This is a genomic window from Streptomyces sp. NPDC046335 (assembly GCF_055587985.1).
This window is the reverse complement of sequence record NZ_JBVJFF010000010.1, coordinates 104,430-122,925: the sequence shown is the minus strand read 5'-3', so window position 1 is coordinate 122,925 and position 18,496 is coordinate 104,430. Positions and strand designations below refer to the sequence as shown.

Genomic DNA, 18,496 nt, shown 5'->3' with positions numbered 1-18,496 from the left:
ATGTGGCGCACCCTGGCGAACCCTGGCGAATAGTCGCTCAGCAACTGACAGACGGTTACTGTCAACTCAGCCGAGAACCTGGGGGCTTGACGTGAACGGACAACCCAACACCCGCCTTTCGGACCTGTTCGGCCTGGCCGGCTGGTCCAAGGGTGAGCTCGCGAGACTGGTGAACCGGCAGGCGGCGGCCATGGGCCACCCGCAGCTGGCCACCGACACCTCGCGGGTGCGGCGGTGGATCGACATGGGGGAGATCCCGCGCGATCCGGTGCCCCGGGTGCTGGCTGTTCTGTTCACCGAGCGTCTCGGCCGTGTCGTGACCACTGAGGATCTAGGTCTGGTCCGACAGGGACGCCCAGGGAAGCGGCAGGGCGACGGGAGTGTGGAGCACCCCGACGGCGTGCCATGGGCGCCCGAGCGGACGGCCGCGGTCCTCACCGAATTCACGGGAATGGACCTCATGCTCAACCGACGCGGCTTGGTGGGCGCGGGCGCTGCGCTTGCCGCAGGCTCCGCGCTCAGCAGCGCCATGCATGACTGGCTGCACGCCGACCCGGCCCTCGCGGCCGACGCCCCCCGCATCAACGACCCCCTCCACGTCGATCCCGCCGGGGCCGACCGCTACGAGGCCGCTCCCATCGGCTCCCAGGAGATCGAGGAGCTGGAGCGCTCGGTGGAGGTGTTCCGCGCCTGGGACGCTTCCCGCGGCGGCGGACTCCAGCGCAAGGCCGTGGTGGGCCAGCTCAACGAAGTGGGCGGCATGCTCGCCTACCGCCACCCCGACCATCTCCAGCGGCGCCTGTGGGGCGTCGCCGCCAACCTCGCCGTCCTCGCCGGGTGGATGTCGCACGACGTCGGCCTCGAACCCACGGCGCAGAAGTACTTCGTCATCGCGGCGCACGCGGCGCGGGAGGGCGGAGACCGGCCGCGCGCCGGGGAGGCCCTGTCACGGGCCGCCCGCCAGATGGTGCACCTCGGCAAGCCGGACGACGCCCTCGACCTGATGAAGCTTGCCAAGTCCGGCGGCGGCGACGAGGCCCTGCCGCGCACGAAGGCCATGCTGTACACCATCGAGGCCTGGGCGCAGGCGTCGATGGGGCACGGCCAGGCCATGCGGCGCACGCTGGGCCTCGCCGAGGATCTCTTCGTCTCCGACAAAGGGGACGTGGAGCCGCCGAGCTGGATGCAGATGTTCGACGAGGCGGACCTGCACGGCATGCAGGCCCTGGCCTATCGCACCCTCGCCGATCACGAGCCGGCCGCGGCGAGCGTCGCACAGCGGCACGCCAAGCTGGCCATCGAACTGCGGGCCAAGGGCCGCGACCGCTCGCAGATCTTCGACTACATCTCGCTGGCATCGGCCTGCTTCATCGCCGACGACCCGGAACAGGCCGACCGTTACGCGCGCCTGGCCCTGGTGTCGATAAATTCCAACTCGTCCCACCGCACCTGGGACCGGCTGCGCGAGATGTTCAGGCTGACGGGGCAGTACTCCGGCTACCCGAAGATCCAGGATTTGCGCGAGGAGATCAGGCTGGCGCTGCCGAAGGGGGTCAGATCGGCGAGCCGGACGGCGAGGGTGTGACGCGCCCGTCCTGACGAGCGGGCAAAAAGGTTCCGACACAGCGGTTCCGACACAGTGATTCCGACACAGCGGTTCCGATACGGCGGGCAGAGGGCTAGACCCGTGCCATCAGCAGGCAGGCGTCGTCCTCGCGAGGGGTCTCGCCGAACGCCTCCACGACGGCACGCACACAGTCCTGCGCGCTCTGTGCCCCGGTGAACCGGGGTGCCATCGCGAGCAGTTCGGTCGTGGCCGCGTCCCGGTCGCACCGGGGCACCAGGCCGTCGGTGTGCAGCAGCAGGAGGTCGCCGGGGCGCAGTTGTACTTCCGCCTGCCCGTACGCGGCTCCGGAGGTGGCTCCGAGGGGTACGCCGCCCGGTGGCGTCAGCGCGCGCCCCGCCCCTTCGCGGAACAGCAGGGGGGCGGGGTGGCCCGCCTGCGCCCAGGTGAGCAGGCCCGTCGCCGGGTTGTACCGGCAGCAGATGGCGCTGCCGATGGCGGCCTGTGCGGTGGCGTCGAGGAGCTGGTTCAGCCAGCCGAGGAGGCTGCCCGGGTGGGCTCCGGTGACCGCCATGCCGCGCAGGGCGCCGAGCAGCATCGCCATGCCGGAGGTGCCGGTGACGCCGTGCCCGGTGAGGTTGCCGACGCTCAACAGGGCGTCGCCGCCCGGGAGTTGTATGGCGTCGTACCAGCCGTCGCCGATCGGGGCGCCGGCGGTGGAGGGGAGGTGGTCGGCGGCGAGGTCGAGCCCGCCGGGGCCGCCGGCCGGGAACCACAGGGTGTCGCGCCAGGGCGGAAGGACCGCTTCCTGAAGGGCGGCCGCGAGCCGGTGATCGGTGTCCGCGAGCCGGTGGTCGGTGTGCACGGGACCGTGACCGGTGTCCCTGAGGTCGTGGTCGGCGTCCGTGAGGCCGTGGCCGGTGTCCCTGAGGTCGTGCGGGCGCCGCAGTGAGTCCCGGCTCTCGTGGACGGCGAGCCTGCTGCGGCGCAGCTCGCTCACGTCCCGCAGGACCGCCCACATGGAAGCGGTGGAGCCGTCGGCCGCGAGCACCGGCTCGCCCATCATGTGCACCTGGCGCACGCCGCCGCCCGGCCGCACGACGCGGAACTCGCCGTCGATCGGCTTTCCGTCGACGAGGCAGTCCGTGACCATCGCGGTCAGCAGAGGCTGGTCCTCGCTGTGCACGAGGGCGGGGAGTTCGTCCAGGGACAGGGGCGGGGCGGCCGTGTCGCGGCCCAGGATTTCGTAGAGCTCGCCGGACCAGGTGGCCTCGTCGGTCAGGAGGTCCCACTCGGCGCTGCCGACCCGGCTCAGGAGCGAGCCCCGGCGCGGTCCGTTCGTGGCGGGTGCGGCCGGCGCCGCGGGCTCCCCTCCTGCCCGCGGCGGGCCCTCCCGCAGCTGGGCGAGATGGTCGTCGACGTCGTTGAGCTGGTGCACCGCCAGGTCGCACAGTGCCCGCTGCCAGCGCCCCGTCGGGTCCCCGCCGTCGGCCGCGGTCTCGCGTCGCATGGCGTCGACCTCGCCGCGCAGGCGGCGCGTCTGCGAGATCAGCGCGTCGACCGCGCCGCGCTCGGGCGGCTGGGCGGCGGTGTGGTCCGCGAAGACGTGGGACGGCATGGGGTGCTCCGTTGAAGTGGCGGTGCGACCGACTCGGCGGTGGTGGACCGCTCACGACTCTGGCACAGCGGATGGGGGCCCGTAAGGCATTTGGCAACAGTCGATGCGGTGTTGCTTACGGCATATGCCTTTGTCCTGCGGGTATGTGCGTACCGGGGCGTAAGTCCATGGATAAATGGTGAAGAAAGCGTAGGCGTTTCCGGATGGAATGCGGGGTTCCTGTCCGGTCTTCGAGGCTGTGCCAGGGTGGTTCGTCTACGTCGACCCGGTCCGTCCCGTTCCGTACTCGCGTATGTGTGCAAATCCCGTTCGATGGTCGTACGTGTGTGCCAAATCGGCTCCGCCGTCGGGTGCGTACGGAAAACGGCGTGCGCCGGGCGTCCGGGAACGAACGCACGGCGCATTCGGGAACGCAGGTACCACGCCGGCCACCGCGACACCGTCAGCGCGGTGTTCGGCCCGTCGTGGCGATGATCACCGCTCCGACCAGACACGCGGCGCCGCCCACGCAGTACGCGAGGTGGTAGCCGCCGAGCTTGTCGTCCTGGGTCGCCGCGGTCAGGACCATGACCGCCACGCCGACGCTGGCGCCGATCTGCTGGGCCACGACGTTGACCGCACCGGCCACCGCGTGTTGCTCCGGCGCGACGCCGGTGAGCGCCGCGGACGTCATCGCGGGGAAGTTCAGCCCCTGGCCGATGCCGCTGATCAGCAGGCCGGGCAGCACGTACAGGGCGTAGGAGCCGTCGTGCGGTGTGCTCATCCACAGCGCTGTTCCCGCGCCGATCAGGACGAGCCCGACGACCATCAGCGTGCGCGGGGGGTACTTGGCCAGCAGGCGGCCGGTGGCGAAGTTGGCGGTGAGGAAGACGCCCGCCGACATCGGCACCAGGGCGAGACCGGACTCCAGCGGGGAGTAGTCCAGCATCTCCTGGAGATACAGCGGTGCGAAGAAGAGCTGCCCGACCGAGCCCATGTACTGAAGGAACGCCGCGAGGCTCGAGGAGCGTACCGAGGAGACGCGGAAGAGGCCGAGCGGGAGAACCGGGTCGTCGGTGCGGTGTTCGCGTATGACGAAGAGCACCAGGAAGGCCACCGCGGCGCAGAGCGCGGTCCACGCCAGGGTGCCGTGACTGCTCGCGCCGACGACCAGCAGGGTGAGGCCGAGCGTGCCCGATATCGCGCCGGGCAGGTCGAGCCCGCCGCCGCGCCCGGCCCCGTCGGGCAGCCCTGCGCGCGTCGCGGCCAGCACGGCGAGGCCGAGGAGCACCGAGAACCACAGCACGGAGCGCCAGCCGAAGAACTGGGTCAGCACTCCGCCGAGCAGCACCCCGCCGCTGAAGCTCGCGGCGCCGACCGCCGCGTACACACTCAGCGCCCGGTTCCGCGCAGGACCGGCCGGGAACACCTCGGTCAGCAGGGCCAGTGCGGCCGGCCCCGACAGGGCCGCGCCGATGCCCTGCACCGCCCGCGCGCCGAGCAGCACCTCGGTGCTGGGAGCCAGCGCCCCGGCCAGCGCGGCCACGGTGAACAGCGCGACACCGGCCTCGAACACCCTGCGGCGGCCCAGCACATCGGCCAGGCGGCCGCCCACCAGCAGGAAGCCGGCGAATGTGACGGCGTAGGCGATCATGACCCACTGGAGTGTGGAGTCGGCCATGCCGAAACGGTCGCCGACGGACGGTAGAGCGGCGTTGAGCACCGCGAGACCACTCACGTCCAGGGCGAGCGCCCCGGCCAGCACTCCGAGCGCGAGGCCCGGCCGCTGCCGTGACAGCACCTCGGTACTGGTCACGCGGGCCTCCCGGCGAACTCGCCCCGGCAGAGCCCTAATCGGGCGCTCGTCCCGCCCGCGGCGCGGGCGCCGGCCGGCGAAGGGCCGTGGTTCAAGATTTTCATGGCGAGAGCTTGCAACGCCGCTCGACCCCGTGTCCAGACGGGCCCTTCCGCCCCTCGCTCCGCATGACGTCCATAACGCCTCAAAGCCATTGCGCGACAAGAGAGCGAATCAGTCAGCGGGGGGTTTGATTCACGCCAGTGCACCTTCCGGCCCATGAGGCACTCTTGTTCCATCATTCACAAAGTGGCAGTCTGCAGTTCGTCGGTCGGACGAGTACCCGGTGATACGGTCCACGTCAGACCACGTAATTCCTGCCCTGGGCATTGAATTGACCAGGAAACGCACGATGCGCACCGGCGGCCGGACCGCCGGGGGCAGTGATCCTGAATCGGACCGCGCGTCCGATTCAGCCAGGACGACTTAACGGGGGTCGGGCCGCGGTGCGGGTACCAGTTCTTCTCCAGACATGCCTTCCTGCCAGGGACGGCACACTCCGCCCAGCACGTCACGGGTCCTTCCCCCTCTGACAGGGCCACCCCTGTCCCGCTCCACCGCGGTACTCGACGCGTAGAAGCGAAGCTTCCGTGTCCTGAGCCATTCCGGTCGTCGGCTGCCCGAGCGCCGGCCCGTGCCCCTTTGCCGCCCATCGGCCCCGGCCGTGCCCATCGGCACGCTCGCAGGTGAGCCGTACAGCCGTATTCACCCATGACCGCTGTCCCGAATGGGGCCGCGCATTCACCGAGCCGTAAATCAGTCGGCCGCGAGCCGCACCGGTACATTCGATCCGCCCTGCCGAGGAGCCGAAATGCCCCAAGAGCGCGCAGCACGAGATTCGCATGCCATAACGGAGTTTTTACTTTCTCGTGTCGCCGACTTGACGGACCTGTCCAAGAACGCGCTGGACCGCTCGACACCGATGCAGCGATATGGCCTGGATTCGCTGAAGTTGTCGACTCTCGCCGCCTCGTTGTCCGAATTCCTCGGCTGGAAAGTCCCGGTCACCCGGATGTGGCAGCACCCGACCGTCGACGCGCTCGCCCGCGCGCTCGCCGACGGTCCACGGCCCGAGCCGGCCGCGCCGAGCGGCGCCCGCCGCACGGCATCGCACGAGCCCGTCGCGATCGTGGGCATCGGCTGCCGCTTCCCCGGCGGCCCCGACCCCTCCGCGTTCTGGCGACTGCTGTCCGAGGGCCGCGACGCCGTCGGACCGGTGCCCGCCGCGCGGCGCGAGCTCCTGAACGACAGGGTGCGCTGGGGCGGGTTCATCGACGGCATCGACCAGTTCGACCCGCTGTTCTTCGGCATCTCACCGCGCGAAGCCGTCCAGATGGACCCGCAGCAGCGTCTGATCCTCGAACTGGCCTGGGAGGCGCTGGAAGACGCGGGTGTCGCGCCGAACAGCCTCGTCGGCAGCGACACCGGCGTGTTCATGGCCTCCTGCTGGGGCGACTACGCCGCCCTCGCGCACTACCGCGGGCCCGACAGCCAGATCACCCCGCACACCGCGACCGGCATGCACGACGGCATCATCGCCAACCGCGTCTCCTACGTCCTCGGCCTCCAGGGCCCGAGCATGGCCATCGACGCCGCCTGCGCCGGATCACTGGTCTCCGTACACGTGGGGTGCCAGTCGATCTGGCTGGGCGAGAGCGAGCTGGTCCTCGCCGGCGGCGTGAACCTGAGCTTCGTCTCCGACTACTACACCGCCATGGACGCCATGGGCGCGCTCGCCCCCGACGGCCGCTGCAAGTCCTTCGACGCCCGCGCCGACGGCTACGTACGAGGTGAGGGCGCCGGCGTCGTCGTGCTTGCCCCGCTGAGTGTGGCCCTCGAACGTGACCTGCCGGTGTACTGCCTGATCAAGGGCAGCTCGTCCAACAACGACGGCCTGAGCAACGGCATGACCGCGCCGAACCCCCAGGCGCAGGAGAAGATGCTGCGCACCGCCTACCAGCGGGCGGGCATCGCGCCGCACCTCGTGGACTACATCGAGTGCCACGGCTCCGCGACCCCCCTCGGCGACCCCATCGAGGCCAACGCCATCGGCGCCGTCCTCGGCGGTGACCGCGCGGAGCCGCTGCGCCTCGGCTCCGTCAAGTCCAATGTCGGGCACCTGGAGGCGGCGGCCGGCATCGTCGGCCTGGTCAAGCTAGCCCTCTCGATGCGCAACGGCGTGCTGCCGCCGAGCCTGCACTACACCGCCCCGAACCCGCAGATCATGTTCGACGAGTACCACCTCACCGTCCAGGACCGGCTGACGCCGTGGCCGCGACGGTCCGACGCGCGCCGCGGCGGCGTCAGCTCGTTCGGCTTCGGCGGCGCGATCTGCCACGTTGCCGTCGAGGAACTGCCGCGCCCCGAGAGCTCCCTGCTGCTCCTCGCCGCGGACTCACGGGAGGCGCTGGCCGAGCGGGCCGCGGTGCTGCGTGACGAGAGCGACCTGCGGGCGCTCTGCGGCCGGTCGCCCGGCGACGGCACCTTCCGGCTCGCGGCCGCCGCCCGCGACATGACCGAACTCAGGACACAGCTCGACGCCTTCCGCAGCGGGGCCGCGGCCGCCGGGCTGAGCGTGGGGGAGAAGGGCGCGCGCAAGCCGCGGGTGGCGTTCCTGTTCTCGGGCAACGGCTCGCAGTGGGTGGGCATGGGCAGGCAACTGCTCGCCGGAATGCCCGTGTTCCGCCGCTCCCTGATGCGCTCCGACCAGCGCATGCGGGAGCTGCTCGGTTTCTCGCTCGTCGAGCAGATGCTGGCGCCCGACGGCCGCATCGACGACATGGACGTCTTCCAGCCGCTGCTGTTCTCCCTCCAGGTCGCGCTGGCCGACGCCTGGCGCTCGCTGGGGGTGGAGCCGGACGTCGTCGTGGGACAGAGCGTCGGCGAGTTCGCCGCCTCTCACATCGCCGGAGCCCTCGACTTCGACGACGCCTCACGCCTGGCCGCCCACCACGGCAGACTCCTCCAGCAACTGGCCGTGGGGCGCGGCGAGGGCATCGTGGTCATGACCGGCGCGGACGAGGCCGGGCGGCACCTGACTGGCGGGCTCACCGTCTCCGGCCGCAACGGCCTCAACTCCACCCTGGTGACCGGCACACCGCAGGAGATCGACGACCTCGTCCAGCGGCTGACCGACCAGGGCGTCACCCACCACCGGGTGCGGATGGGCCACGCACCGCACTCACCGCTGGTCGACCACGTCCTCGCCCCCCTCAAGGTCGAACTGGCGGGCATCACGCCCCGCGCCACGCGCATCCCGATGATCTCGACGGTCACCGGCGAACGCGTCGACGGCCCCGAGCTGGGCCCCGACTACTGGGCGGACAACCTGCGCCAGGAGATCCGGGTGGTCGACGCCCTGACGACCCTGCGCGCCCACGACATCGACGCGGTGATCGAGGTCAGCCCGCACCCCGTCCTGCTCAAGTCGGTGTCGGAGATCCTCACGGCGGCCACCCTGCCCTCGCTGCGGCGCGGCGCCGACGAGGCCTCGACTCTGCTCGGCTCCCTCGGAGCCCTGTACGCGGCGGGTCACCCCGTCACGCCCCACCCCTTCCTCGCGGGCGACCGGGGACGCCACGTCACCCCGGGCGGAGGCGAGCCGGCCGCCGACGAGCAGGTGCAGCTCGTGGCCGTCTCGGCGCGTACGGCGGGCGCGCTGGCCGACACCTGCCGTGAACTGTCCAACCACGTCGAGCGCGACGTGCGGCTGCGGGTCTCCGACCTCGCCCACACCCTCGCGACCAGGCGCACCCACCACAACCACCGGGTGGCGCTGTTCGCCCGTAACCGCCAGGACGTCCTGGACGGACTCGCCCGGGTCGCCGCCGGCCGGCCGCACCCCGACGTCGTCACGGGCACCGTCGCGGGCAACAGCGACCGGCGGGTGGCGCTGGTGTTCTCCGGCGGCGGCACGCAGTGGGTCGGCATGGGCCGGGAGCTGATGCGCTCGCACACCGGATTCCGTACGTGGATGACCGCCTGCGACGCGGCCGTGCGCGCGGCGGGCGGCGGCTCGGTGCTCGACCGGCTCGCCGCCCCCGCCGAAGAGGCCGGGTACGAGGAGATGGACGTCCAGCAGCCCGTCCTGTTCGCCCTCCAGGTCTCGCTGGCCAAGGTCTGGCTCGGACTCGGCATCGAGCCGGCCGCCGTCGTCGGGCACAGCCTCGGCGAGGTCGCGGCCGCCTGCGTCGCGGGGTCGCTCTCGCTCCAGGACGCCGCCCGCGTCGTGGTCGCCCGTTCGCACCTGCTCGAACGGAAGGCGGCAGCCGGTGCCATGATCTCCGTCGACCTGCCGGAGGCGGAGCTGCTGCCGAGGCTCGCCCCGTACGCCGAGCACGCGGCCGTCGCCGTGGTCAACAGCCCCACCAGCGCGGCGGTCTCCGGCTCGCCCGACGCCGTCGACGCCCTGGAGGCCGACCTTCGGCGGGACGGGATCTCGACGCGGCGCATCCGGGTCGAACGGCCGGTGCACAGCCCCGGCATGGACCCGCTGCTCCAGCCGCTGCGCGAGAGCATCGACGGCATCACCCCCCTGACGAACACCATCCAGTTCCGCTCCACGGCACTGGCCGACACGGTGGACCCGGTCGCCGACGCCGAGTACTGGGTGCACAACCTGCGCAACCAGGTCCGGTTCGCCGAGACGATCGGTGCCCTGGTCGAGGACGGGATCGGCACCTTCATCGAGATCGGCCCGCACGAGACGCTGCGGGGCGCGGTCGAGGAGATCGCGGTGACCCGTGGCGCCCAGGTGCACGCGGTCAACTCCCTGCGGCGCGAGGAGAGCGACGTCCGCTGCCTGCTGGCGGCCGTCGCGTCGTTGTACGTCAGGGGCCTGCCGCTGACCTTCGACCCGTTGTTCGCCGATGACGTCGAGGTGGTGGAGACGCCGCTCGTGCAGTGGCAGAAGGACCGCTACTGGCTCGACACCACGCCCGGCCCCCGGTCCGTCGCGGCCTCCGGCGCCGAACATGTGGCGGTGGCCGAGCAGGTGGAGCGGCAGCCCGCGGAGAGTGGACTCGACAAGGCCGCTTCGGCGGCCACGTCGGTGCGGGAAGTCGTCCTCGCCGAGCTCGCCGACGGTCTCGGCGTGCCGGTGAGCAGGTTCGACGAGAACGCCACGCTGCGCGAGTTCGGCCTCGACTCGATGCTGGCGATCCGCCTCGTCAACCGGATGCAGGCGCTGCTGGGGCAGCGGGTGTCGCCGGTGGTGTTCCTGGACGGCCGGACGATAGCCGAGGTCGTCGGGCACTTCGTCGAAATCACCGGCGGGCCGCCCGCACCCACGGCCCATCCCGGCCGCACGTTCCTCGACGACCTCTCCGACCTGGACGCCGAAGAACTCGTGGAGGAGCTGGCCGCGCGCGGGCTGCTCGACCCCACCGACGCACCGGCGGCGGAACAGTTGCGCGCCGACGATCTGGGGCTCGAACTCGCCCCGACGTCGCACGGCCAGGCCTCGCTGTGGTTCATGCAGATGGTCGCGCCGGACGCCGTGCCGTACAACTTCATGGTCGCCGCCCGCGTCCGGGCCGCGGTCGACGAGAAGGCGCTGGAGCGCGCCGTGAGGGCCGTGATGGAGCGGCACCCCGCGCTGCGCACGCTGTTCGTCGAGGCGGGCGGCCGTCCGTACCAGGTCATCCTGGATGAACCGGTCTACGAGTTCGCGGTCATCGACAGCACGGAGCTGGACGACGAGGAGGCCCGCGAGGCGCTGGCCGAACTCGGGCACGAGCCGCTCGACATGGACAACGGGCCGCTCGTCCGGGTGGTGCTGATGCCCCGCGGCCCCGAGGACCACTACCTGCTGGTGCTCGTCCACCACATCGCGTCCGACGCGGCGTCGGCCGACGTGATGATCCGCGAACTCCAGGCGTACTACGAGGGCGCCGACCCGGCCGACAGCGCACCCGTCGCCCCCTACACGGAGTTCGTCGAGTGGGAACGGCAGTGGCTCGCGGGCCCGGCCGCCGACGCGGCCCTGGACTGGTGGTCCCAGAAGCTGGCCGACCCGCCCGCCCACCTGGATCTGTCCACCAGGGAACGACCGCCCGGCGTCACCTACGAAGGCCGCGACCTCACGTTCCGCTGGAGCGCCGAGGAGAGCCGCCTGCTCCGGGAGTTCGCGGTCAGCGAGGGCGTGTCGATCAGCACCGTCGTACTCGCCGGCTTCTTCGCCACGCTCAACCGGGCGACCGGCGCCGAGGACTCGGTGCTGGCCACCGCCATCGCCCAACGCGCGGAACCCGGCCGGGAATCCGCCGTCGGCTACTACCTCAACACCGTGCTCGTACGGGCGAACCCGGCCGGGGACCGCAGCTTCCGCGACCTTCTCGCCGAGGTCCACGCCTTCTCGCTCGGCCTCCTCGAGCACATGAACTACCCCCTGGACCTGCTGGCCTCCGCGTTGAAGCCGCCGCGGGCCGAGGGCCGCTCCCCGTGGTTCGACGTGGTGGTGAACTGGCTGTCCTCGGACGCCTTCCCCCGGTCCGTGAAGCTCTTCCACGGCATCGGCGACACCATCGCGCCCGACGGCGCCCTGCCGCTCGAACCGCTCCCGGTGCGCAGGCACCTCGCCAAATTCGACCTGGAGATCTCCATGGCCGACATCGACGGCGAGGTGGCCGGCCACATCCAGTACAAACCGAGCTATCTGGAGAGGCAGACCGTGACGGACCTGCTCGCCCTCTACCGAACCGTGCTCTTCGACTCGATCGCCCACCCCGACCTGGCGCTGAAGGACATCGCGCCGAACGGCCGCCCCGAAGGGACGGACCAGTGACCGAGACCCTGCACTCCGAGTTCATCGAGCAGGCGGACAAGAACCCCGACGCGCCCGCGGTCTACTCCGACGCCGGTGTCCTGACCTACGGCGACCTGAACGAGCGCTCCCGCGTCCTGGCCGAACGGCTCGCCGCCGAGGGCGCGGGGCCCGGGGTCCCGGTCGGCATCTGCGTCGAGCGCACCCCCGACCTGCTCGTCGCGCTCCTGGCCACGCTGCGCACCGGCTCCTGCTACGTCCCCCTCGACCCGGACTACCCCGCCGAGCGGCTGACCTTCATGGTCCGCGACAGCGGCACCCGGCTGCTGCTGACCACGCCCGCGTCCCGGGCCAACTGCCCGGCGGGGCCGACCGTGGTCGTCCTCGGCGAGAGCGTGACGACCGAGCCAGGTGAGCGGCCCGTGCCGGTCGTGCCCGGCGACACCGCGTACATCATCTACACCTCGGGCTCCACCGGGCTGCCCAAGGGCGTGGCCATCCACCACCCCGGCTGTGTCGCCATGCTGGCCGAGCTGGACCGGATCCTGGAGGGCCGCGACCTGAGCGGCGTCTCGGCGGCGAGTTCGGTCTGCTTCGACATGTCCGTGATGGAGATCTTCGGCGCGCTGTGCCGCGGCGGGGCCGTCGTGCTCGTGCAGAGCGCCGTGCATCTGCCGGAGAGCCCGTACGCCGACCGGATCACGCACCTCAACGTCGTCCCGTCGGTGATGAACGGGCTGCTCGACGCCGGGTACCTGCCGCCCAACGTGCGCACGATCGTGTTCGGCGGCGAGCCCCTGCGGCGCAAGCTGGTGGACCGGGCGTACGAGGAGACCGGCGCGGACCGGGTCTTCAACGCCTACGGGCCCACCGAGGGAACCGTCTTCTGCTCGTTCGGGCTCGTGCCGAGGGACGGGACCGGTGAGCCGACGATCGGCCCGCCGTCGGCCCACGCCCGCGCCTACGTGCTCGACGAGAACATGGAGCGGCTGCCGGCAGGTGTGCCCGGTGAGCTGTACATCGGCGGCGTCGCACTGGCCCACGGCTACGTCAACCGGCCGGAGACCACGGACGAGCGGTTCCTGCCGGACCCGTTCGTGGACGGCGAGCGCGTCTACCGCACCGGTGACATCGTCACGTTCACCGAGGACGGTGAACTCCGGTTCGGCGGCCGCACCGACCACCAGGTCAAGCTCCGCGGCTACCGCATCGAGCTGGAGGAGGTCGAGGCCCGCCTCACCGGCTGCCCCGAGGTAAGGGAAGCCGCCGCCGTCGTACGCGGCAACCGGCTGATCGGCTACGTCGTGCCCGAGGGCGAACCCCGCGACGGCGTCTGGCTGGACGCCGCGCTCCAGACAACCGTCAACGGCAGGCTCGCCACCGAACTGCCCGACCACATGGTGCCGGGAACACTCGTGTTCCTGACCGCACTGCCGCTGGCGCCCGGCGGAAAGCTCGACCGCGCCGCGCTGCCCGAGCCGCCGGCCGCCGGCACCGACGTACCCGTGACCGCCGCGAGCACGCCGACCGAGGTGGCGCTCTCGGAGATCTGGGGCCAGTTGCTCGACCTCGAACCCGCGGGCATCGACGTCAAGGCCGCCTTCTACGACCTGGGCGGCGACTCCCTGCTCCTCGTCCGCCTCGCCAGGCTGATGACCAGGCGGTTCGGCCGCCGTGTCCGCGTGCCCGACCTGTTCAGCTTCCGTGACATCTCCTCCCTCGGCCGCTGGCTCGACGAGGAGAGCGGCGCCACCCCCGAGGTGGTCACCTCCGCCCGCCGCCGCGCCAACACCCGGCGTGCCGCGCTGCGTGGCCGTGCCACCTCCACCGGCAGCTGAGCCCCCGACTCGACCGAAGCAGGAGCCTTCATGACCGAGAGCCCCGAGTCCATGACCGACAACCCCGAGCAGGACTACGACCCGGGGGACGTGGCCGTCATCGGCATGTCCCTGCGAGCGCCCGGCGCCCGCACCAAGGAACAGTTCTGGGACAACCTCGTGCACGGCAGGGAGTCCGTGTCGTTCCTGGCCAAGGACGACATCCACGTCGACGAGACGCTGATCCACAGCCCGTACTACGTGCGGGCCTGCGGTGTGCTCGACACGTACGACAAGTTCGACCCGTCGGTGTTCGGCATCAGCGAGCGGATGGCGGCCGCGATGACCCCGGAGAACCGGCTGTTCCTGGAGAGCGCCTGGGAGGCGTTCGAGGACGGCGGGTACGACCCCGAGCGGGTCACGTGCGAAGTGGGCGTCTACGGCGCGAACAACCCGCAGACCGCCGCGCTCTACAGCTCGCCGCCGGACCGCGTGTCGGTGGGCCCCGAGGCGATCGAGGCGAGCCTGGCGTGGTCGCCGGACACCATGACGTCCAACGCGCTGTACTACATGGGCCTCACCGGCGAGGCCGTCACGGTCGCCGCGGTCTGCGCGGGCTTCCACTACTCGGTGCACCTGGCCTGCCAGTCGCTGCTGCTCGGCCAGACCGACATGGCGGTGGCGGGCGGTTCGATGGTCCGCCTGCCGCACCCCCGCGGTCACCTGTGGGAGGAGAACCGCATCCTGTCCAAGGACGGCCACTGCCGCCCGTTCGACGCCAACGGCACCGGCACCGCGCTGTCCAGCGGTGTCGTCACGGTGCTGCTCAAGCCGGTGGCCCAGGCCGTCGCCGACCGCGACCACATCTACGCCGTGGTCAAGGGCTCGGCCGTCAACAACAACGGTGTCAGCGCGATGGCCTACGGCCTCGCCCAGCCCGAGCGGCTGAGCGCGTGCATCGCGGGCGCCATGGAGGTCGGCGGTGTCACCCCGGACACCGTGTCCATGTACGAGGCCAACGGGCTCGGCATGCCGATGACCGACGAGCTGGAGGTGCACGCGGCGAGCATGGCGTTCGGCAAGCAGACCGCCACCACCTCGATCGGCGGCGTCAAGGGCAACGTGGGCCACGGAGGTGTGGTCTCCGGCGGCTTCGGCACCATCAAGGCCGCCCTGGCCCTGCACCACAAGAAGCTGCCCGCGACCATCAACCTGACGGAGGTCAACGAGGACCTCGACTTCCCCGGCACCCCCTTCGTACCGCAGATCGAGGCGGCGGACTGGGAGACGGAAGCGGGTGTCCGCCGCGCCGGCATCACCTCGATCGGCGGCGGTGGCTACAACGCCCACCTGGTCCTGGAGGAGGCACCGGCCCTCGCCCGGCGGGCCCCCGAGGCCGAGGGCACGCCGCGCCTCGCCACCCTCTCCGCCCTGGACGACGACGCCCTGGCCCGCCAGCGCGCACGGCTGAAGGACCGTCTTGCGGCCGATCCCGGCCTGCGTCTCGACGACATCTGCTTCAGCCTCAACCTGGGCCGCAAGGTGATGCCCCGCCGCTGGGCGGCCGTCGTCCGCAGCCGTGCGGAGCTGATCGCGGCGCTGTCCGACGACGCTTCCCGCGGCCTGGCCACCGAGACCTCCGCCGCGCCGCGGGTTGACCTGGCCTCCTTCCGGCGCAACGACCACGGGATCGTGCGGAGCGGCACGGACGCGCGGTCGCTGGCCGATCTCGCCGCCGCCTGGGTGGGCGGCCAGCAGGTGGACTTCGCCTCCCTGCACGTGGGGGAGACCAGTCACCGCGTACCGCTGCCCACCTACCCCTTCCAGCCGCGCCGGTTCTGGCGCACGGACTGGTGACCATGAGCGCACCGGTACTGGACACCAGGGACCTGGGCGACCCCGACACCTTCGCCGGCCACGACCTCGACGCGTTCTGGCGCACCCTGCGGGACACCGCCCCGGTGCACTGGAACCCGCCGGCCGGCGGCCGCAGAGGGTTCTGGGTGGTCACCCGCCACGACGACATCATGACCACCTACCGCGACGACGCGCACTTCACGTCGGAGCGCGGCAACGTACTCGTCACCCTCCTTGAGGGCGGCGACGCCGGGGCCGGCCGCATGCTGGCCGTCACCGACGGGCACCGCCACCACGAGCTGCGGAAGATCCTCCAGCGGGTGCTCTCGCCGAGGGTGCTCGACGAGGTCGCGCGGACGGTACGGGCCAACACCCGGCAGTGGATCCGCGAGGCGGTCGAGGCCGGCGGCTGCGACTTCGCCGAGGAGATCGCGAGCCGCATCCCGATGACGACCATCTCGAATCTGCTCGGAGTGCCCGAGCAGGACAGGGAGTTCCTGCTCGGCCTGACCAAGACCGCGCTGTCGACCGATGACGAGGACGTCGACGACGTCGACTCCGAGATGGCCCGCAACGAGATCCTGATGTACTTCATGGACATCGTGGAGGAGCGGCGCGAGGCGCCCGGCGACGACGTGATCAGCATGCTGATCGGCAGCTCCATCGACGGGGAGCCGCTGTCCGACGAGGACATCGTGCTCAACTGCTACAGCCTGATCATCGGGGGCGACGAGACCAGCAGGCTCACGATGATCGACGCCGTCCACACGCTCGCGGCCGAGACCGGGCAGTGGCGGCGGCTCAAGCACGGTGAGGTGTCGGTCGACACGGCGGTGGACGAGGTGCTGCGCTGGGCGTCACCCACGATGCACTTCGGGCGCAGTGTCGTCGCGGAGACCGAACTGCACGGCGTACGGCTGCGTCCCGGCGAGATCGTCACGCTCTGGCACGCCTCGGGCAACCGGGACGAGCGGGTCTTCGAGCGGCCCGGCGTGTTCGACCTCGGCCGCACCCCCAACAAACACCTGGCCTTCGGCTACGGCCCGCACTTCTGTGTCGGCTCGTACCTGGCCAAGGTGGAAATAGCCGAACTGCTCATGGCGCTAAGGGACTTCACAACCGGATTCGAGCGGACCGGCGAGGCCGCGCGCATCCGGTCCAACTTCCTGACCGGGTTCTCGACGCTGCCGGTGCGGTTCCTGCCCGATCACCTGGGACTGAAGGAGGGCGAGTGATGAACATCTACGTCTCGGGGCAGGGGGCGTTCGCGGTGCAGGTCGCGGAGGCCCTGCTCGACGAGGGGCACAAGCTCCTCGGCGTGGCCGCCCCCCGGCTGCGCAAGGGGCAGTCCGACGAGAGCAACGCCATGTCCTGGGACCGCCTGCGCTCCTGGGCGTACCCCAGGGACATCGCCTGGACGGACTCGGCCGAACTGCGCGCGATGCACGTCCCCGACGGGGTGGACATCATCGTCGCCGCGCACTCCCACGCCTTCCTCGGCCGCCATACGCGTGCCAGGGCGGCCGTGGCCACCATCGGCTACCACCCCAGCCTGCTGCCGCTGCACCGCGGCAGGGACGCGATCCGGTGGACCGTCCGCGACGGCGACAAGGTGACGGGCGGGAGCGTCTACCACCTGACCGAGCGCACCGACGCGGGGCCGCTCGCCGCCCAGGAGCACCTGTTCGTGCCCCCTGGCTCCACCGCGCAGAGCCTGTGGCGCGAGCACCTGGCGCCGCTCGGTGTGCGGCTGCTGCTCAAGGTGGTCACCGACCTCGCCGAGGGCCGGCGCATCGAGGTCCCCCAGGACGAGAAGCTGGCGACGTGGGAGCCCGCGATGGGCGCGCCGCCGCTGTTCAAGCCCGAACTCATCGCGCTGCCCGGGACGGCGCACGTCAACGGCAGCAGGTGGGCGCTGCACGCGCAGTGAGCCCGGGGCGCGGGATCAGGCGGTGCCGCGCAGGACCAGGCGGTGCGGGACGACCAGTTCCTGCGGCGGGACGGCGTTGCCGGGGCTGTATATGCGGTCGGCCAGGCACTGGAGGGAGCGTTCGGCGATCTGCCGCTTGTCCGGGGCGATGGTGGTCAGGGGAGGGTGGCTGTAGCGGCCGTCCTCGATGTCGTCGAAGCCGACGATCGCGATGTCCTCGGGCACGCGCAGACCCCGTTCGTGCGCCACGTGCAGGGCGCCCAGGGCGAGTTCGTCGCTGAAGGCGAACACGGCGTCCGGGGCGGTGGGACCGTCGAGGAGTTCGGTCATGGCCCGCGCGCCGTCCGCCCGGTGCAGCGCGGCGACGGCGCGCTGGGCGTCGGCGGGGTGGGGGAGTCCGGCCCGGTCGAGCGCCCGGCGGTATCCCTCGGCGCGCAGCCGGGCGGTGCCGTTGTGCAGGTGGGGCTGGCGGCCGATGGCGGCGATGCGCCGTCGCCCGAGGCCGATGAGGTGGCTGGTGGCCTCGTCGGCTGCGGCGACGTTGTCCACGGCGACGTGGTCCGCCGCGCCCTGCGGGCTGCGCTCGCCGAGCAGGACGAGGGGAACGGCCGGTGCCGTCGCCGCCAGCTCGGCCGGGTCGAGGGCCCAGGGGCTGATGATGAGGCCGTCGACCACGCGCCCGCCGCCCTGGGCGAGCAGGCGGCGCTCGGCGTCGGCGTCCCCCCGGGTCTGGTCGATGACCACGGTCCAGGAGCGGCGCTGGGCCTCGTCCACCAGGAGCCCGGCCAGTTCCCCGAAGTACGGTGAGTGCAGTTCGGGGATGGCGAGGCCGATGATGCCGGTACGGCCCGCGCGCAGGCTGCGGGCGGCGAGGTTGGGGCGATAGCCGAGCTCGTCGATGGCCTCCTGGACCCGCTGCCGGGTCTCGGGCGCCACGGAGGCGGACCCGCTGACGACGTTCGACACGGTGCGTACGGAGACGCCTGCTCGGGCGGCCACATCCTTCAGACGACTGCTCACCGCGTCATCCTTTCATGCGACGCCCGTCACGGAAATCGGTCCCCCAAAGGGTATTGCAACGTTGCATTCAACGATGCAATCTGTGGGCGGAAG

The 18,496-nt window shown here is 71.5% G+C and carries 9 protein-coding genes; 6 read left to right on the top strand and 3 right to left on the bottom strand.

Annotated features, from left to right (window positions below; genetic code table 11):
• Window positions 1-91 precede the first annotated feature (91 nt).
• Window positions 92-1,585: a DNA-binding protein NsdB gene (locus ACZ6JY_RS25000; protein WP_469198993.1), complete on the top strand. Its 1,494-nt coding sequence runs from the start codon at window positions 92-94 to the stop codon at window positions 1,583-1,585.
• Between the two features lie 94 nt (window positions 1,586-1,679).
• Here ACZ6JY_RS25000 and ACZ6JY_RS24995 read toward each other — a convergent pair whose 3' ends face one another.
• Both ACZ6JY_RS24995 and ACZ6JY_RS24990 read right to left on the bottom strand, forming a co-directional pair.
• Complete coding sequence (locus tag ACZ6JY_RS24995) at window positions 1,680-3,182, bottom strand: PP2C family protein-serine/threonine phosphatase (protein WP_469198991.1); 1,503 nt, start codon at window positions 3,180-3,182, stop codon at window positions 1,680-1,682.
• 442 nt (window positions 3,183-3,624) lie between these two features.
• Entirely contained in the window at window positions 3,625-4,977 is a 1,353-nt protein-coding gene (locus tag ACZ6JY_RS24990) for an MFS transporter (protein WP_469198989.1), read from the bottom strand.
• A gap of 766 nt (window positions 4,978-5,743) precedes the next feature.
• Here ACZ6JY_RS24990 and ACZ6JY_RS24985 point away from each other — a divergent pair.
• From ACZ6JY_RS24985 to ACZ6JY_RS24965, 5 genes are read left to right on the top strand one after another with little or no spacing between them, the layout of a single operon-like run.
• On the top strand, window positions 5,744-11,800 hold the full coding sequence (locus ACZ6JY_RS24985) for an acyltransferase domain-containing protein (RefSeq protein ID WP_469198987.1): 6,057 nt from the start codon (window positions 5,744-5,746) through the stop codon (window positions 11,798-11,800).
• Complete coding sequence (locus ACZ6JY_RS24980; RefSeq protein ID WP_469198985.1) at window positions 11,797-13,617, top strand: non-ribosomal peptide synthetase; 1,821 nt, start codon at window positions 11,797-11,799, stop codon at window positions 13,615-13,617. The genes ACZ6JY_RS24985 and ACZ6JY_RS24980 overlap by 4 nt, the downstream gene beginning before the upstream one ends.
• Before the next feature lie 30 nt (window positions 13,618-13,647).
• Window positions 13,648-15,453 (top strand): beta-ketoacyl synthase N-terminal-like domain-containing protein, encoded by a 1,806-nt coding sequence (locus ACZ6JY_RS24975; protein WP_469198983.1) that lies wholly within the window; start codon window positions 13,648-13,650, stop codon window positions 15,451-15,453.
• A 2-nt stretch (window positions 15,454-15,455) separates the two neighbouring features.
• Window positions 15,456-16,688: a cytochrome P450 gene (locus tag ACZ6JY_RS24970; protein ID WP_469198981.1), complete on the top strand. Its 1,233-nt coding sequence runs from the start codon at window positions 15,456-15,458 to the stop codon at window positions 16,686-16,688.
• Window positions 16,688-17,383: a formyltransferase family protein gene (locus tag ACZ6JY_RS24965; protein WP_469198978.1), complete on the top strand. Its 696-nt coding sequence runs from the start codon at window positions 16,688-16,690 to the stop codon at window positions 17,381-17,383. Before ACZ6JY_RS24970 ends, ACZ6JY_RS24965 begins: the two co-directional genes overlap by 1 nt.
• Window positions 17,384-17,398: 15 nt before the next feature.
• Here ACZ6JY_RS24965 and ACZ6JY_RS24960 read toward each other — a convergent pair whose 3' ends face one another.
• Window positions 17,399-18,403 (bottom strand): LacI family DNA-binding transcriptional regulator, encoded by a 1,005-nt coding sequence (locus ACZ6JY_RS24960; protein ID WP_469198976.1) that lies wholly within the window; start codon window positions 18,401-18,403, stop codon window positions 17,399-17,401.
• Between the last annotated feature and the right edge of the window lie 93 nt (window positions 18,404-18,496).